This window comes from Paenibacillus sp. Y916, from assembly GCF_056786435.1.
Genome location: NZ_JBXCJA010000002.1, coordinates 75,604 through 93,708, shown reverse-complemented (window position 1 = coordinate 93,708; position 18,105 = coordinate 75,604). Strand labels below are relative to the sequence as shown.

Sequence of the window (18,105 nt, the reverse complement as noted above, 5' to 3'; positions counted from 1 at the left end):
GTTATCCAATGGAAACAACGATTAGGGAACAATTATTAGAACTAGCTGAAGAGAAATATCGGAAATTCTCATCAGCACTTATTCCACATATCAGTAATGTGATGGGTGTGCGTATTCCGGAGCTTCGAAAGCTAGCTCAAAACATAGCTAAAGGAGATTGGCGTGCTTATCTGGAACATGCCGAAAATGAATATTTCGAGGAAATCATGCTTCAAGGTATGGTGATCGGCTATGTAGAAATAGATATAGATATAGAAGAAAAACTGTCTTATGTCGCAGCTTTTGTCCCTAAAATTGATAATTGGTCAGTATGTGATAGTTTCTGTGCAGGACTTAAGTTCACGAAAACGAACAAGGACAAAGTGTGGGAGTTTCTACAATCTTATCTATCATCTACTGAAGAGTACGAGATACGCTTTGGTGTAGTGATGCTTCTTGATTATTATATCGAAGAAGATTATATTATCCGTGTGTTGAAACGGTTGGATAATCCAAAGCATGAAGGTTATTATGTGAAAATGGCTGTGGCATGGGCGATTTCCATGTGTTATGTGAAGCTGCCTGAACCTACGATGGCATACTTGAGAAATAATACACTAGATAACTTCACATACAATAAAGCTCTGCAAAAGATTACAGAGTCACTTCGAGTAGATCAAGAAACTAAACAGATGATTCGTAGTATGAAACGTAAATAATGATATGGTATAACTCCTCCCATAGCTAGACAGGCGGAGTAGTTTCTATTAGTATGGAGATATCATTAGCAAGCTAAGTAATTGTTTGTGGAAGGAGTAAAAAGATGGTAGACGAAGAAATTCGCATATTATTAAGTAAGTTAGGTGCTAAGTCGAGAAAAAGTTATTCCGATTCACTCGGAAATCTACATATCCACGTTGGACAGGAACATGCCTTATATCAATTATGGCAGGAAGATGGTCTTGCTCAGTCCCAGTTGAGTGAGAGGATGGGGTGTGAGCCGCCGACATTAAGTAATATGTTGAAAAAGTTAGAAGAATACGGTCTAGTTACTAGAATGCAAGATACAAATGATGCTCGTATTAGCCGTGTATACTTAACCCAGCAAGGTAGGGAGCTTGAACAACCTCTACAGGAAATATGGCACAGACATCAAGAAAAATTGTTGAATGGCGTATACCCAGAGGAGAAATTATTGTTAAGACGTCTACTACAACAAATGATTGATAACTTGAATGAATGATTTCTGAACGACCTATAGATTAGCATGCTAATCTAATTTATCATTTATTTAGCAAAAAATAACGCAAAGCAGAATAAGGAGACCATTATGTCAATTCAGCAAGTGAATAAGTTTAGAACAGGCCCTATCTTAACCGTACTTTTAATAGGTGCCATTGCAGCAGTTTTAAATCAAACGGTACTTAATGTGGCATTGCCAACGTTATCGAAGGAATTTGGTGTAGAGACTTCGACATCACAGTGGTTAATTACGTTATATATGCTCGTAAGTGGTGTTTTCATTCCCGTTACAGCGTTTCTAATGGATCGTTTTTCGACGCGTCAGTTATTTTTTACTTCGATGATTACTTTTTCATTGGGAACGGTACTTTGTGGAGCAGCACCAACCTTCGTTATCCTTTTAATAGGACGTGTAGTACAAGCGATCGGGGCAGGTATCGTGATGCCTTTGTTGATTAATGTCGTTTTCCGACTATTTCCAAAGGATAAGCGCGGGGCTGCAATGGGAATTGTCGGTGTAGCCATTATGTTCGCGCCGGCAGTAGGTCCTACTTTGTCTGGATTATTGATTACTCAATTGTCGTGGCGATATGTATTTTTTGCCGTGTTACCATTTTCACTCATTGCTTTAATATCTTCTTTCTTTATTCTGAAAAATGTCTCTGAACCGAGACCGGCGAAACTTGATATTGTAAGTGTCATTACATCGACATTTGGGTTCGGTGGAATATTATATGGTTTTGGTGTAGCAGGTAAACTGGGATGGGGAAGCATACCTGTCATGAGTGCTTTATTGGTAGGCATGATCTCACTTACATTATTTGTATTTCGTCAACTCACGGGGGAAACACCTATGATTGATTTGAAAATATTCAAGTCTTTAGAGTACACATTATCAATTATAATAAGTTTCTTCGTAAATGGTGTTATTTACTCGACCATGATTCTATTACCAATCTATCTGCAAAGTAGTCGTGGGATGACGGCATTAGAATCTGGGTTATTTCTCCTGCCAGGTAGTATTGTTATGGCCATCATGTCACCCATTGCAGGGAAGTTATATGATCGTCATGGAATGAAGTGGATTGGAATTATGGGTGTGAGTTTACTTGTTATATCAACCGCATTATATACTAATCTAACGTATACGACTGGGATTGTATTGATGTGCGTCATCTATATGGTGCGTTCCTTTGGGGTAACTTTTCTAACGATGCCACTGATGACCGCTGGATTAAATTCATTACGACCTGAATTACAAGGCCATGGTACGGCTATGCAGAATACACTCCAATCGATTGCTGGTGCAATAGGAACTGCCGTTATGACAACAATTATGACAACTCAAACAAATCTGTTTATAACGAAAGAAATAGCGATAACCGATCAAGTTAATCCTACATCGGAACAGTTGAATGTAATTTCAGCCAATGGATTACTTTATGGTATTAATACTTCGTTCGTGACAGCAACTATCTTTGCAGTTATTGGACTTCTTAGTATGATCGTATTGGCGGTTGCGCTTGATAAGAGAAGGAAAAATGAGAAATTAGTAGAATCTCTGTAAGGAATAGTTTTGATATCCAATGCGTTTTGTATCCCCACTAGCTCGAGTAGCTTTGCTATTACTAGATATGTGGGGGGCAGGACAATATTATGTTTGTGCAAGTCGTAGAGACGGGTATACAATAGGAAGCGGATGAACGTACTTACAACCTTAGAAATGGAGTGTTCAAATGAGTAAAGGCAGTGTGTGGAACAAAGGGAAACATAATGGTGGGGCATCGAGAGTAGACAGAAGTAAAGTGTTGGCGAAACCGGTACAACCGGTGTCACTTGAAGATAGTGATGGATTTTCTAAAGAACCATTAAATAGTGTACGACGAATGGACCGCAAAAATTGGGTGGAAAGACCCGTTCGAGTAGACCCGAAAAAGTCGAATTAAACTTACTTGCTTGCAAAGGGATGATATGGTCATGCAGATCAAAATTGGAATTATTGGAACTCGAACGGTTGTCGAAAAAATAGCTAGTGTCATTCAATCCTTTCCGACATTCGTTCCGGTTATGTCAATCGTAAATGACGAGGAAGAAACTGTACTTATTGCTGAGCAACTTAGCGAGGACGTAGAACTCCTCCTCCTATCGGGTCCTCTATCACATCGGAAGGTGAAAGAGATAGTGCCCTTGTCGGTTCCTGTACATTATGTTCCACTAACAGGAGCGGGTTTATTTAAGGCGCTATTTCATTCTGTTCAATCGGGTAAACTAGATGGAGGTATATCCGTGGATACCCTTACTGAGACAATCGTTATGCGAACATTACATGATCTCGAGCTAGATGGGATAAAAGTGGTTGTTTATGATGGTCCGGCATATTCTTCACCTGATAATCTTGTCGCTTTTCATCAAAAACAAGCTGAATCAGGAAATTGCTCTATAGCCTTAACTGGGGTAGAACAAGTAGCACAACAATTGACGAATCTACAAGTCTCGAATGAATGGTTAGTACCTTCCGAACAAGATATTATTGTATCTCTGGAACGGGCGCTTCTATCTTCGGAATCACGACGAGGGAAGGAATCACAGATTGTTGTCGGCATGATTAATGTGGATGACTTCGGTAAACTGGTCATGAAACGAAATAGTGAGCATGAGGTACAGAAGTTGAAGCTTGACATCCATCGGACGGTGCTAGGATATGTGGAATCGTTAGATGGTTATTTGACGTCATTGGGTGGAGATGAGTATCTCTTTTTTACAACCCGTGGGATCTTCGAGCGGGAAACAGGGGGATATAAGACGATTCCTCTTGCCAAGGATGTGAATAAATCATTCGGAATATCGTTAAGTATGGGAATGGGATTCGGAATATCGGCGAATGTCGCAGGTATGAATGCCAGAGTAGCGCTGCGTAAGTCTAAGGAAGCTGGCGGTAATACTTGTTTTATCGTTAGGGAAGACCAAACACTAATTGGACCGTTAGAGATGGCTGACCCTGTTCAGACCGTTCTATCGCCTATGGATTCAGAGCTCGTTAAGAGAGCAGAGGATGCAGGAATGACGAGTGCTTACCTTAGCAAGCTTCTAAGCCAAATGGCTCGTTTCGGTAAAAATGAATATAAAGTTCATGATTTAGCCGCTCTTCTAGAAGTGACAGTGAGAAGTGCGCATCGGTTACTATTACTTTGGATAGATAATGGTTTAGTAGAGATCGCTGGTTTGGAGAAGATGCCTAAAGGCAGACCTAGACAAATCTTTCGGTTTTCTTTTTTGAATGATAAATCACTCTAAGTAAGGCGGAAAACTCCTCTTATAACTGATTATTTACAGACAACTTAAAGTCGTGTCTTTATATAGGAATATTCAGTATGCTATAGATATAAACATACAAGGAGGAGAACACAAGCATGAAAACAGTTGCGGATTTAGAGGCAAAATTAGCTGAACCATCAGAAGCGTTGATTAAAGATCTATCGAAGGTTGATGGTGATATTGTCTTACTAGGAGTAGGGGGCAAGATGGGACCTAGCTTAGCGAGATTGGCAGTGAATGCGATCCGTGAGGGTGGTCTATCCAAGCGTGTTATCGGTGTCTCACGTTTCTCGAATGAGGACGCAAGACACGAGTTGGAGGAAGCAGGTGTCGAGACGATATCTTGTGATCTTCTGAATGATGATGAATTGAAGGCGTTACCGAACGCGGAGAATGTGATTTATATGGCGGGTAATAAGTTTGGTACGACTGGCAAAGAGCACTTCACTTGGGCGATGAATACTTATTTACCAGGAAGAGTTGCCGAGAAGTACAAGGATTCCCGTATCGTTGTATTCTCTTCAGGAAACATCTATCCGTTCTCTCCTGTTAGTAGTGGAGGTTCAGATGAGACTGTGGCGCCAGAACCAATTGGTGAGTATGCGCAATCCTGTCTTGGTCGGGAACGAATCTTCGAATACCATTCGCATAAGAATGGAACTCCTATGGCGATGTATCGCTTGAATTATGCGAATGATATGCGTTATGGCGTACTTTTGGAACTGGCTAAAGCCATTAATGAAGGTCGTTCGATTGATCTATCAACAGGCTATGCTAACGTGATTTGGCAAGGGGATGCTAACTCAATGGCTCTACGGTGCTTAACGGAATGTACCAGCCCTCCAACGATTGTAAACATTACGGGACCTGAAACGATGTCTATTCGCTGGGCTGCAACAGAATTTGCGAAACGTCTTGGCAAAGAAGCGGTATTCGAAGGGACAGAGTCAGCAACGGCACTATTAAATAATGCATCACGTTCGCATCAGTTATTCGGCTATCCAACAGTGCCTTTACTTCAAATTATGGATTGGATGTCTGAGTGGGTACAGCTTGGTGGAGCGACTTGGAATAAACCGACTCATTTCCAAGAACGGAAGGGGAAATTCTAATGACAATGAAATCAACCTTATCATCTGAGTTAATGCAAGCGCTTCATAACGGTCTTGTTATTCCTGCACATCCATTAGCATTGGACGAGAACCGTAAGTTAGACGCACGTCATCAGCGAGCTTTAACTCGTTATTACATGGCTTCAGGCGCTGGAGGAATTGCTGTTGGTGTCCATTCAACACAATTCGAAATTCGCGAAGAGCAATATAACCTCTTCGAACCCGTTCTTAGAATGGCGGCGGAAGAAATCGCCAAGGCGAATCTTGATTATCCGTTTATTAAAGTAGCGGGGATATGCGGCAAGACGGAGCAAGCATTAGCAGAGACACGTATCGCGCTTGATCTCGGATATGATGCAGCCCTACTAAGTATGGGAGGACTCGTCGGATGGAGTGAACAAGAAATTCTCAAACGTACGGAAGAAGTTGCAGCATTGATGCCCGTCATCGGCTTTTATTTGCAACCATCTGTAGGAGGAAGAATCTTTACCTATGATTTCTGGCTGAAGTTCGCGGAAATCCCGAATGTTGTAGCTATTAAGATGGCTCCGTTCAATCGGTATCAGTCGATTGACGTCGCACGTGCGGTTTGTTACTCCAGTAGACGTGATGAAATTGCCCTATATACCGGCAATGACGATAACATCGTGAATGATCTGCTCACGACATTCCGCTTTAAAATAGAGGGAGTACCTGTGGAAAAGAGTATCGTTGGAGGTTTACTTGGTCACTGGGCGGTATGGACAAACAAGGCAGTAGAGTTACTCGAAGAAATTAAAGGAATTCGCAATAATGATGACATTTCACGTGAATGGTTGACACGAAACATCCAAGTGACAGATTCGAATGCGGCATTCTTTGACCCTGCACACCATTTCGAAGGCTGTATTCCCGGAATTCATGAAGTGCTTCGTAGACAAGGTCTATTGAAAGGCATTTGGTGCCTGAATCCTAACGAAACGTTATCTCCTGGGCAATCAGAAGAGATCGATCGTGTCTACGACCAATACCCACACCTTCATGATGATGAATTTGTTGCTGCACATCTTAAGGAATGGCTTTCTTAACTAGGTTAAATAGGAGGGTACAGTCGTGAGATTTAAAGATGTGTTCTCTATTATCGGTCCGAGCATGATCGGACCTTCCAGTTCCCATACAGCAGGTGCTGTTCGACTAGGAAGAACCGCACGGCAAATTGCAGGGAGCTTGCCTGAGAAAGCGGACATTCATTTCTACGGATCATTCGCCGATACGTATCGTGGTCATGGTACAGATCTGGCCATTGTGGCGGGGCTGTTAGATTACGATACGGATGATTATAGAATCAAAGATGCCATTACGCTAGCCGAGGAATCTCGAGTAGTCGTGAACTTCCACACGGGGGAAAAGCCCAAACCAGGGGTTCACCCTAATACAGCAATGTTAGTTCTACAGTGTGGGAACCAAGTGACACGAGTAACAGGCTGCTCCATTGGTGGGGGCAGTGTCGAAATTGTAAACGTCAACCATTTCGATGTGAAATTTACGGCGATATACCCTACATTATTAATATTTCACGACGATAAGCCCGGTATGATTGCAAAGATGACAGATATTCTCAAGCTTTCAAATACAAACATAGGATTTATGGAAGTGGATCGCAAATCGAGGAGCGGAGATGTGTTGACCGTGATTGAGAGTGATGAGACGATACAGCCTGAAGTAATTGCTGAAATAAGGAGCTTACTAAATGTTAACCAAGTTTGTGTTATCGATCTCACAAGTAAAGGAGCTGAAATATGAGATTCTCCAATCTAGCGCAACTGATTGAATGTTGTCGGGTAGAGTCATTGTCGATTGGACAACTAATGATTATCGAACAAGCTCAGGAATCGGGGAAAAGCGAATCGTTCGTAATAGCTCAAATGGCTGACTACTATCAGATCATGAAAGAAGCTGTACGCAAAGGATTAGAAGAGAATACGAAATCACGCAGCGGTCTTACTGGTGGGGATGCACAGCGTGTACAAACTTATATGCACAATAATGTTTCTGCCCTAGGTACAGAAGCGTGTACAGCTCTAGCCTATGCGTTAGCCGTATCCGAAGTTAACGCCTCAATGGGTCGAATTATCGCTACACCAACTGCAGGATCCTGTGGAATTATTCCAGGTGTATTCGTTAGTTCACAGGAAAGATTCGGTTGGGAAGACGATGTCTTAGTGAAAGGGTTATTCACTGCTGGAGCGATAGGTTATGTCATTGCCAACAATTCGTTCGTGTCTGGTGCAGAAGGTGGATGTCAGGCAGAGGTAGGATCAGCGATAGGAATGGCCGCTGGAGCCTTAACTGAACTTCGTGGCGGAACACCAGAGCAAGCCGTACATGCAGTTGGGCTTGCGCTTAAAAATTCGCTAGGCCTCATTTGCGATCCGGTAGCAGGGTTGGTGGAAATACCTTGTATCGTAAGGAATGGCTTCGGAGCTGTGACGGCATTAACGGCTTCGGATATGGCACTTGCAGGTATTCGAAGCGTTATTCCATCCGACGAGGTCATTGGCGTCATGTTGGAAGTAGGCACGAATATGCCTGCGAAGTACAGGGAAACTGCGAAAGGTGGCTTAGCTCAGACACCTACAGGTCGTAAAATTATGAAAGAACTCTATGGGAAGGGAGATGTAAAGCCATCATGAGTTTTCTTGAATCGGTATTGAGATGGCAGATGACTATTGAACTGCATCCAAATGTAAATGAATAAGGTGTGTGGTGGAATGAAGGAATTAAGGATTGGTATCGTAGGAACAGATACATCGCATGTCGTTGCCTTCACTCAATTATTGAATGATATGAACGATATGTATCATATCCCTGGGGGGAAAGTAGTTGCTGCATTCCCTGGAGGGTCTCCCGACTTCCCGTTAAGCATTTCACGTGTGGAAGGATTTATGGAGACGTTGAACAAAAAGTATAGTGTTCAGAGAATGGAAACACCAGAAGAAGTTGCGGCTAGTTGTGATGTTATAATGTTAGAATCTGCTGATGGTAGAATTCATCTTGAACAATTTCGACGTCTTGTTTCTTACGGTAAGCCGATATTTATTGACAAGCCACTTGCATTAACTTCAAAGGAAGCACGTGAGATTATGAATATCGCTGAGAAATTGCGAATTCCGGTCATGAGTTGCTCATCCTTACGATATGCGGAACAATTGACACGTGATTTAGATCGTAAGGATCAATCAAACATTACCGGAGTAGAAGTATATGGTCCGTTAAATGTGGAGCCTACACAATCTTATTATTTCTGGTATGGCATTCATTCCGTCGAAATGTTATATGCAATAATGGGACCGGGATGTAATCATGTAAGCGTCAACACTTATGAACAATACGATTTGATTACCGGTCACTGGAAAGACGGACGTGTGGGTACGGTTCGGTGCAATCGTGATGGAGATGGCAACTTTGGTGCGAGTATCTATAGGGAACAGGAAATATCCACTGTAGATATTCAAGCAGGAGGTAAGCCATTCTATGCCAGCTTATTAGAGCAGGTTATGATCTTTTTCCAAACGGGGGAATCTCCAATTGAATGTTCTGAGACAGTTGAAATTATTCGTTTTTTGGAAGCTGCGGAAGAAAGTAAGCGACAACGAAGGATTATCAATTTGGATGAACAAGGTCCGTTGATGATTACTGAAAATAGCCGAGGTGACAGCTAAATGTATAACATACACAAATTAAGAGATCATGATGTACTCGATTTCGCCTACGAAGAATTATGTGGAATTGCAGCATCTCAGAGTACGAATAACGATAGTGAGATAGAAGGGAAACCTGAACATTGGGTGATCGGTACATGGAGTGACTGCGAAGAACAATTATCCTTAGATAAATCTGTAAATATGTGGCCATGGACAACGTTAGGTTCCAGTACTTATGATCCCGATACTTATTCTATTATTCGAAATGGGCAGCAATGGATATTGACAGGGAAAAGCGAAAGATCCACTTTATATGCAGTCTACGAGTATTGTAAGAAACATTGGCAAATGGAATGGATTTATCCTGGAGAATCTTCCGTTTTCGTTCCAAGATCGTCGTCTCAGAGCGCGGAAGTTAACATTGATCAGCCTGCATTCGAACGTAGAGGATTTGTGTATGAGAATCTGAAAGATGAAGGCTACTTAATAGATGTAGTGGATTGGTTAGCTAAAAATAAGATCAACGAATTGTTTTTAACTTTTTCATTGTGGCAGCATTTGAGGCATGTACTACAACCAGAGTTACAAAAAAGAGGTATTAACTTAACTCTCGGAGGTCACAGCATGAAGTTCTTCACCGAAGGATTGCATGCAATTGGGATGAATCATGACGGTTCTGCACCCGCATTTACTGGATATAAGCAGCTTAACTATGAGGATGAGAGTTGGCAACAAGTGGTTATCTCAGATATATTAACGTATTGCCAAAGTATTCCTATGCTCACTAGAATTTCGTTATGGCCTGAGGATACGGCAGTTTCCGATGAGCAAATAAAGGGAGACCCTTTCATGGCTCTATATTTACGATTTACGGAACGTTTACAAGAGGCTTTCACTCAGGCTGGATCTGAAGTGAAAGTGGAACATATTGCTTATAATGCAGGTCTTTCTTGGGATATGCTTGAGTTGCAGGAAGGGATGGACACTTCTTCAGAAGTGGATACGCTATTCGCCTATTGGGGCAGAGATTATAGTCAAGGCTTCCCCGAGTGTAAACGTAAAGAAGAGCAGCGGGCATATCAGGCGTTAGAAAGCTGGGTAGAAGGAACGAAGAAGAGGAATAAGAACTTAGCTATTTTCGAATATTACAGTGATCATTATATGTTAAGCCATCTTTTTCCTAGTATGCCTGAGAGAATATATGATGATCTGACTCAATATCGATTCTTAGGGATCAAATCCATCGTGAATCTGGTCGTTCCTTATCCGCAAGCTGACGATACGTACTCGTGGAAATGGGCACAAGGATATAATAGCTATGTCTTCGCAAGGTCTGCTTGGGGAGATCCATTGACAACAATGATGGAGGACTATTGGTGTTATTGCCCTGAAGTAGAACGTGCCTACATCAGACAATGTATGGAAAAAGCAGGAGAGATACTTGCACGAATTTCTTATTTCAACAGTCCTCTTTTCCCTGCGAGAGTAGTTGATGTCCATGTAGCCAGGTTGGATGAAACGGAGTCCGTTATACCGATTCTTGAAGAGTTAAATATTTATTTACAATCGGTTGTTCCTGATATGAAATCCTTGAAATTTAAAGAGAAATTTTCCTTTGAGCAATACTTCACCCATCTTCTGATGGTTTCAGGAAAGTTGGCTGATGAATGGAAAGGGAAGTTGGATAGAATTCTTTAGTGTTTTCTATGAACTATTTATGAATTTCCTCCACTTTAGCAAATTCCACCCTAGTTAAAACCTTGGTACGATTGGTTCTTGAGAAAATTAAAGTGTTACCAGATGTGATACTAGATCTTAAATGAAAACGCTTTATTTACGAAAATGATAATCATCCTTACAATATGAATTGTCAGGAACACACCTGATAACAACAAAAGGGGAGGAAATAAAATGTCTAAAAAAATGCTTAGTATGACACTCGTATTAGCACTAATGATTTCCGTATTAGCTGCTTGCGGAGGGGGCAACAGTAAGAACGCTGGCACAAATAACACGCCAGCCAACACGACTCCGCCACCAGCAGCAGAAGAAACCATAGTAGCTCCAGATTACGGTGACACTGGAGGCTTGAGTCTTCCATTAGTAGATAAGCCAACAACGGTAACCTGGATGATCGCAAGTGAGAATCCAGTGAATGACAAATTGATTGCTAAAGAAATTGAAAAGCGTACAGGGATTACCGTTGATTTCCAAACTCATTCTTCCTCGAACTTCCAAGACAAGCTAAGAGTAACGGTTGCTTCGGGTAAACTTCCAGATATTTTCAGTGGTCTGAAAGCTTCTGAACTTAAGAAAATGGGTCAACAAAATGCAGTAGTTGCTATTAATGATTATGTGGATCAACTACCTAACTTCAAAAGATTGTATGTAGAAGAAAATGATTGGGTTATTAAATCTTACGGTAATGAGGAAGGAAAGATGTACACTTGGCCTATCTATAACATGAATCGTGATGTAAACCACGGTTTCATGTATAGAAAAGATATCTTCGATAAAAATGGTATCGAAGAGTGGACAGATACAGAAAGTTTCTATCAAGCACTTAAGAAGTTGAAAGAAGTTTACCCTGATTCGTATCCTTTTGCTTCTAAAAATACTGTAAACGTTTTCAAGGACTTGGCTTATGGATGGGGAATTGGTGGAACGAACTACCCCATTTATTATGATGAGAATACAAAGGATTGGAAATTTGCTTCTACACAACCAGAGAATAAAGAGATGTTAGATTTCATGAAGAAACTGTACAGCGAAGGATTAATCGATCCTGAGTTTATTACAGATACGTCAGATTCATGGACGGTTAAGATGACAACGGATAAGTCTTTCGTTACTTACGACTGGATTGGCCGCTTAGATTTATTCTATAACCAAATCAGCTCTGTAAATCCTGAATATAACTTACGTTACGGAAATCCTGTAGGTCCAACGGGTAACATTAGAACTTTGCCGAAGATTGATACGAACTTTGGGATCGCAGTAGCAAACAAAGATAATAAAGAAGCAGCATTGAAATTGCTTGATTACCTCACAAGCCCATCTGGTGCTGCCTTAATGACATTAGGTGTAGAGGGAGAAACATTTAATTTCGATGAGAAGGGTAAACCAGTGTATCCAGAATTGGCTGATCTTCCATTAGTTGATATTGGAGTATTAGAAGATAAATATGGTTTATGGCTTGAAGCCGCTTACCTTGCTCCGGACAGAAGAAGTGTTTATTTCAACTACACTGAGAAAGAACAAGAAGCTCAAGACAAGATGGTATCAGCTAATAAATTCGAACCGTTAGATCCAGTTCTGAATTTCACAGATGAGGAAACGTCTACGATTGCTGAAATGCAAACGACACTTCAAAAAGCCGCTGAAGAATTCAATACGAAATATGTACTAGATAAGTCTTATGGAGAGTCTCAGTGGGAAGCATGGAAGGTTAACGCTGATAAATTAGGTGCATCCGAACTCGCCATAATCTTCAATGATGCTCAAAAGCGCCTTGATGCAGCACAGTAAACAAAAGTCACAATAACATCGTTGTGACGGCACTCGGATGGTTGTAGTCCGGGTGCCATTCATAATAGATAGGAGGGAAAGACTGGTGCAAAGCCCCATTGTAGAAGTGACGCCAAAAAAAGAGAAAAAAGCAATTCAGGCATATTTCAGTGGAGTCATAAAACATATTGTTCGAGATAGACAACTATTATTACTATTTATACCTTGTATTATTTTCTATGCACTTTTTCGCTACGGTCCATTGTACGGTTTGATTATTGCCTTTAAAGATTACAATGTATTCGCAGGTATCATGGCAAGTGAATGGGTTGGACTGAAGCATTTTGTGAAATTTTTTGAAAGTCCTGATTTTTGGATGTTATTCAAGAACACACTATTCCTTGGATTCTTTTCTTTAATATTCAGTTTTCCATTCCCGATTATATTAGCTGTTTTACTTAATGAAGTTAGAATGCTCAGATTGAAGAAAGCAATACAAACGGCCAGTTATCTTCCGACTTTCTTATCTGTCGTCATTATCAGTAGTATGATCATTGATTTCCTCTCTCCCAATAATGGATTAATCAATCAAGCTATTACTTTCCTTGGATTTGAGAGTAAATACTTCCTTATTGATTCCAATTGGTTCAGACCCATTTATATAATATCCGAAATATGGACAAATACAGGTTATGAAGCAATCATATTCTTAGCAGCAATTGCAGGAATTAGCCCGACGTTATATGAAGCAGCGAGAGTAGATGGAGCAAGCCGGTTCCGAATGATGTGGCATATTACGCTTCCAGGACTTCTACCTACGATCCTTATCATGTTCATCTTGAAAACAGGATCCATGATGCGTATAGGATATGAAAAGGTATTACTACTTTATAACTCGATGACTTACGATGTAGCCGATGTATTCTCAACTTTCGTATATCGTAAAGGTTTACTTGAATCAAATTTCAGTTATGGGGCCGCAGTTGGATTGTTCGAAGCGTTGGTCGCTATGGTGATGTTATTATCGGCTAACCAAATTAGTAAAAAGTTAGGGGGTAAAGGACTATGGTAGGAGAACGTAAAATATCCCTTTTTGGAATATTTAACACCGTAATACTCATTTGTGTAGCCATAGCAACCCTATACCCTATTATTTACATTACTGCAGTATCTTTGAGTGATACAGCTAGTGTTATACAGGGGAAAGTGTTTTTATGGCCAAAGGGGATAAACTTCGATGCTTATAGAGACGTTCTAATAGATAAGAAAATTCCAAGAGCTTATTTTAACACGGTCTATTATACGGCTTTGGGAACTTGTATTAACTTGTTTTTCACTTCAATAGCTGCATATCCATTGTCCCGACCTAACTTCTTTGGTCGTAAGTTTTGGATGTTCGCAATTGTTATCACAATGTTCCTGCAACCGGGTATCATTCCGAACTTTCTAATTGTACAACAGCTTGGATTAATTGATTCTGTATGGGCGTTGGTACTCCCGAATGCAATATGGACATTTGAACTTATTATTCTAAAGAGTTTCTACGAGAATATGTCTGATCAAATTCGAGAAGCAGCAGTGATTGATGGTGCATCCGAATTTAGGATTCTATTCAATATTGTGTTACCGCTTTCTAAACCAGCATTGGCATCCATTGGACTATTCTACTTTATTGGACACTGGAACAGTTTCTTCATTCCGATGATCTATTTGAACGATCAAACGATGTATCCATTGCAGGTCGTATTGAGGGGGATGTTGATATTCAGTGACGGCAGTGGTTCTGGTCTTGTCGATGCGGCGGCGTTGGCTCCGCAAGCGAAGAAGAACGCTACCATTGTTCTAGCTATGATTCCCGTATTAATGATATATCCATTTGCTCAGAAGTATTTCGCTAAAGGGGTTATGTTAGGATCCGAGAAAGGTTGAGGATTTAAGTAGTTAGACGTAAAATATGTGGATACACATTATGAACAGTAGGAGATGACTACTTATGAAACGACTCATTACGAACTTGGGCGTATTGCAAATTTTTTTCTCGTTATTGTTTGTCATTTCTATTATGTTTGTATCCACTTATTTCGTCTATCGTAACTCTATTTCTGGCATTTATGAGAAGGTTAGTGAGAACAATACTTTAGTGGTGAAATCCGTTGTTCAATCGTTTGATAATAACTTTACTACTATTAATAATATTATTACTTCTATTGATAATATGCAGCCTTTTAACAACTTGGGATCATCGGCAGACGGTGGTTTGGATATGAGTAAGGTGTACACAATGGTAGATAATATTTCGGGGCTTGTTTCATCGATCGATTTCATTGAGGAAGTTATCGTATATTACGAGGGTTCGGACTTGGCTATCACGTCTAAGGGAACTATTAATTTTGATTTATTGTTTGAGAACAAGTATAAACATGAGATATACAACGCCAATTATTGGAGAACATATTCACTTACTAAGCATACTTTAAAAGTATTTCCTGCAGAAAACTATTTGATTCCATCAGGAGATTCCAAGAAACCAAGGAGCAAAAATCTATTGGTTTTAATAGGCGGAAATAAGTTCCAAATGTCTAAAAAAAACGTGATGGTCATTATCGATGTAGCAACATTAATGAGCCACGCGAACCAAAAATCAATGATACCCGGTGCATCTCTAATCGTATTAGACCAAAATAAGAATGTTATCCTTAGCACGGAACCGAATTGGGATCTTGTTGAAGTGTTGAATGATGTCTATTTCAATTCCAATCAAGAAACTTCCTTAACTCGTGGGAATTATGAGTACAATTTCCATAAGTCTGAATATAACGATTATATTTATATTGATAAGGTTCCATATCAATTTCAGAATTTAGATTCAGTTGCAGAAGCCAACTCTTTGATTATGCTATCCGCTATTATCTCTGCGATTATATTATCTTTTTTTCTAAGTATCTATTTAAATCGACCTGTAAAAAATATTCTTCGCTTGCTTGGTGGTGGAACGAGTAAGGGGAATGACTTTCGTAAAATTTATAGTGGTGTGGTGAAGATCCAATCGGAGAATGAGTCGTATAGAAATCAGCTTGCGTATGCGGAAGCAGAATTGCGTAGAGGGGTATTCTTGCAATCTTTAGATGAATATACACACTCTAAGGAGCATGATATTTTACTGCAAAAATATGATCTTGATTTCTTTCGAGATAAGCATTTTATTATGGTAATGATTCAAGTCAGCGAAAAGGAACGCGATCACGGATTTTCTTTACCTGTAGAAATAATCGCTGAGAACCTACAAAGCAGTATGAAGCGAGAGTCGCTTGATGGACATGTATTTTATGTTGCTAATGCGCAGTTTATTGCAGTGATCGGTGAAAATGATCCGAGACAGCGAGGTCAGTTAATAAGGCGTTTGAATGCTTTCGTTATGCGTGCTGAGAAGGAAGAGTTTATGGGTTATATGTTATGGACTTGCGTGAGCAAGATGTATACCTCAGAGATTAAGAATTTCAGACGTGCTAATCGAGATGTCATCAACGGATCGATTTACCGCAATGTGAACGACAAAGTTAAAGTGATGGATGCAGAAGAAATACGTTACGTGTGGAGTATCCATTTACCTTTCGAGGATATGGAGAAGATATCCAATTATGTGCTGGGTGGGAAAGAAACGGAATGTATTCAAATGATTAAAGAAATCATGAAGGAAAATATGGATCGGAATATTCATCATCATCAGTTCGTGCATATTGCCAAAACGATTTTTTTGTACTTACTAAAATATGTGGGTGGTTCTGGGAATACACTCCATGCGTTGTATGAACTTGAAAGCGATTTCTATCAAAAAGTTGATCATGCACAAAATCATCAGAATGTAGAGACTGCTTTAGTTGAAGTGGTGAGACACTTTGCGATACAAAGTAAACAAGAACAAATGAGTAAATTAAACCCTGTGTTTATTTCTCAATATATTGAAATTCATTACATGGAGAATATGTACTTAGATTACATAGCTGAAGTGATGGAAACTTCTCCGAAGTATTTCTCTAGTTATTTCAAAAAGACATTTGGCGTAAATTACGTTGAATATGTCAATAAAGTAAGATTGTCACACGCACGAGAATTACTGAAAGATACGAACCTCACGATCGCTGAAATAGGAGAGAAGATAGGGTATCTGAATGCCTCCACCTTCACGACCACTTTTAAGAAGTATTTGGGTGTATCCCCAAGTGTCTATAGAAATACAGAACGATAATTAGAATTGTTGGGAGGAATTAAGGATGCGATACATCGCAACACAATCAGGAGAAATCATGATAGCGGAAAAGGATAAACCGCAACTTCCATCTGGACATGTACTTATTCGCACGGAATATTCGGCAATCAGTCCCGGAACAGAAATGATTTATGTTAGACAGGCGTCTGAAAAAGCTGTCACCATTGGATACAGCGCGGTTGGAATTGTAGAAGAAGTTGGTGAGGGCGTTGATGACCTATTAATAGGTCAACGCGTGGCTTGTTATGGTGTTCCATATGTACATCATGCGGAATGGTTAGCTGTACCAACCAATTTGACTGCTATCGTTCCTGATCATGTCGCTCCAGAAGAAGCAGCATTCGCTGGCTTGGGTGCGATTGCAATTCATGCGCTACGGGTTGCGGATCTTAGATTTGGCGAATCTGCGATCATTGTAGGCTTAGGCATATTAGGTAATATAATAGCTCAGATTTCGAATGCCTCAGCGTATAGAACGTCGGGTATAGATCTGAATAGCGAGCGTACTTCTATGTTAAGAAAACAAGGATTGAATCATATGTATGATGAGACGTCACAGTTAGTAGAACGATTGGACGAAGTGACAGGCAGTGTTGGAGCTGATGCCGTTATCCTCTGTGCGAGTGGTCCAGGCGAACAGTTGATTAATCCAGCATTAGAATGGATTAGGCTGCGTGGGAAAGTTGTTATCGTGGGCGATATCACGATGGAGTATTCCAGAGGACTTATGTTTGGAAAAGAAGCTCAAATGCTTATCTCCCGTGCGGGTGGTCCAGGCAGGTATGATAAAGGGTACGAGCAAGAGAATCATGATTATCCAATTGGTTATGTACGCTGGACGGAAGGTAGAAATATTGGAGAATATATTCGTCTGTTAGCGGAAGGACGTATTTCTGTCAAACCACTGATTACAAATATATATCCACTAGAGCAAGCGGCAGAAGCCTATGCCAATTACGAGAACCCTACGACAACGATAGCAACACTCATTAAATACTAG

16 protein-coding genes are annotated in these 18,105 nt (G+C 40.4%); all 16 read left to right on the top strand.

Annotated features, from left to right (window positions below; translation table 11 throughout):
- The first annotated feature begins 8 nt into the window (after positions 1–8).
- The 16 genes from AC1TO9_RS04495 to AC1TO9_RS04420 all read left to right on the top strand — a co-directional run bounded on the left by AC1TO9_RS04495 (position 9) and on the right by AC1TO9_RS04420 (position 18,105).
- Positions 9–698 (top strand): DNA alkylation repair protein, encoded by a 690-nt coding sequence (locus AC1TO9_RS04495; RefSeq protein ID WP_482058489.1) that lies wholly within the window; start codon positions 9–11, stop codon positions 696–698.
- A 104-nt stretch (positions 699–802) separates the two neighbouring features.
- Positions 803–1,222, top strand: a complete 420-nt coding sequence (locus AC1TO9_RS04490) for a MarR family winged helix-turn-helix transcriptional regulator (protein WP_482053630.1) — start codon at positions 803–805, stop codon at positions 1,220–1,222.
- Positions 1,223–1,309: 87 nt separating this feature from the next.
- Positions 1,310–2,788 carry a DHA2 family efflux MFS transporter permease subunit gene (locus AC1TO9_RS04485; RefSeq protein ID WP_482058488.1) on the top strand — a complete coding sequence of 493 codons (1,479 nt, stop codon included), beginning with the start codon at positions 1,310–1,312 and terminating at the stop codon, positions 2,786–2,788.
- A 169-nt stretch (positions 2,789–2,957) separates the two neighbouring features.
- Complete coding sequence (locus AC1TO9_RS04480) at positions 2,958–3,167, top strand: hypothetical protein (RefSeq protein ID WP_482053628.1); 210 nt, start codon at positions 2,958–2,960, stop codon at positions 3,165–3,167.
- 31 nt (positions 3,168–3,198) lie between these two features.
- A complete protein-coding gene (locus AC1TO9_RS04475) occupies positions 3,199–4,515 on the top strand; it encodes a hypothetical protein (RefSeq protein WP_482058487.1) in 1,317 nt (438 codons plus the stop codon).
- Between the two features lie 116 nt (positions 4,516–4,631).
- Positions 4,632–5,648: an NAD-dependent epimerase/dehydratase family protein gene (locus AC1TO9_RS04470; RefSeq protein ID WP_482058486.1), complete on the top strand. Its 1,017-nt coding sequence runs from the start codon at positions 4,632–4,634 to the stop codon at positions 5,646–5,648.
- Entirely contained in the window at positions 5,648–6,715 is a 1,068-nt protein-coding gene (locus AC1TO9_RS04465; RefSeq protein WP_482058485.1) for a dihydrodipicolinate synthase family protein, read from the top strand. Before AC1TO9_RS04470 ends, AC1TO9_RS04465 begins: the two co-directional genes overlap by 1 nt.
- A 25-nt stretch (positions 6,716–6,740) precedes the next feature.
- Positions 6,741–7,430, top strand: a complete 690-nt coding sequence (gene sdaAB / locus AC1TO9_RS04460; protein ID WP_482053624.1) for an L-serine ammonia-lyase, iron-sulfur-dependent subunit beta — start codon at positions 6,741–6,743, stop codon at positions 7,428–7,430.
- Positions 7,427–8,320 carry an L-serine ammonia-lyase, iron-sulfur-dependent, subunit alpha gene (sdaAA, locus tag AC1TO9_RS04455; RefSeq protein WP_482058484.1) on the top strand — a complete coding sequence of 298 codons (894 nt, stop codon included), beginning with the start codon at positions 7,427–7,429 and terminating at the stop codon, positions 8,318–8,320. Before sdaAB ends, sdaAA begins: the two co-directional genes overlap by 4 nt.
- 78 nt (positions 8,321–8,398) lie before the next feature.
- On the top strand, positions 8,399–9,349 hold the full coding sequence (locus AC1TO9_RS04450; RefSeq protein ID WP_482058483.1) for a Gfo/Idh/MocA family protein: 951 nt from the start codon (positions 8,399–8,401) through the stop codon (positions 9,347–9,349).
- Positions 9,350–11,029 (top strand): hypothetical protein, encoded by a 1,680-nt coding sequence (locus AC1TO9_RS04445; RefSeq protein ID WP_482058482.1) that lies wholly within the window; start codon positions 9,350–9,352, stop codon positions 11,027–11,029.
- A 213-nt stretch (positions 11,030–11,242) separates the two neighbouring features.
- Positions 11,243–12,859 carry an extracellular solute-binding protein gene (locus AC1TO9_RS04440; RefSeq protein WP_482058481.1) on the top strand — a complete coding sequence of 539 codons (1,617 nt, stop codon included), beginning with the start codon at positions 11,243–11,245 and terminating at the stop codon, positions 12,857–12,859.
- 106 nt (positions 12,860–12,965) lie between these two features.
- Positions 12,966–13,910, top strand: coding sequence for an ABC transporter permease (locus tag AC1TO9_RS04435; protein WP_482054453.1), 945 nt, complete (start codon positions 12,966–12,968; stop codon positions 13,908–13,910).
- The gene (locus AC1TO9_RS04430; protein ID WP_482053619.1) at positions 13,904–14,767 is read left to right on the top strand and encodes a carbohydrate ABC transporter permease; all 864 of its coding nucleotides are present in this window, start codon (positions 13,904–13,906) and stop codon (positions 14,765–14,767) included. Before AC1TO9_RS04435 ends, AC1TO9_RS04430 begins: the two co-directional genes overlap by 7 nt.
- 64 nt (positions 14,768–14,831) lie before the next feature.
- Positions 14,832–17,084: a helix-turn-helix domain-containing protein gene (locus AC1TO9_RS04425; protein WP_482058480.1), complete on the top strand. Its 2,253-nt coding sequence runs from the start codon at positions 14,832–14,834 to the stop codon at positions 17,082–17,084.
- 25 nt (positions 17,085–17,109) lie between these two features.
- Positions 17,110–18,105, top strand: coding sequence for a zinc-dependent alcohol dehydrogenase (locus tag AC1TO9_RS04420; RefSeq protein WP_482058479.1), 996 nt, complete (start codon positions 17,110–17,112; stop codon positions 18,103–18,105).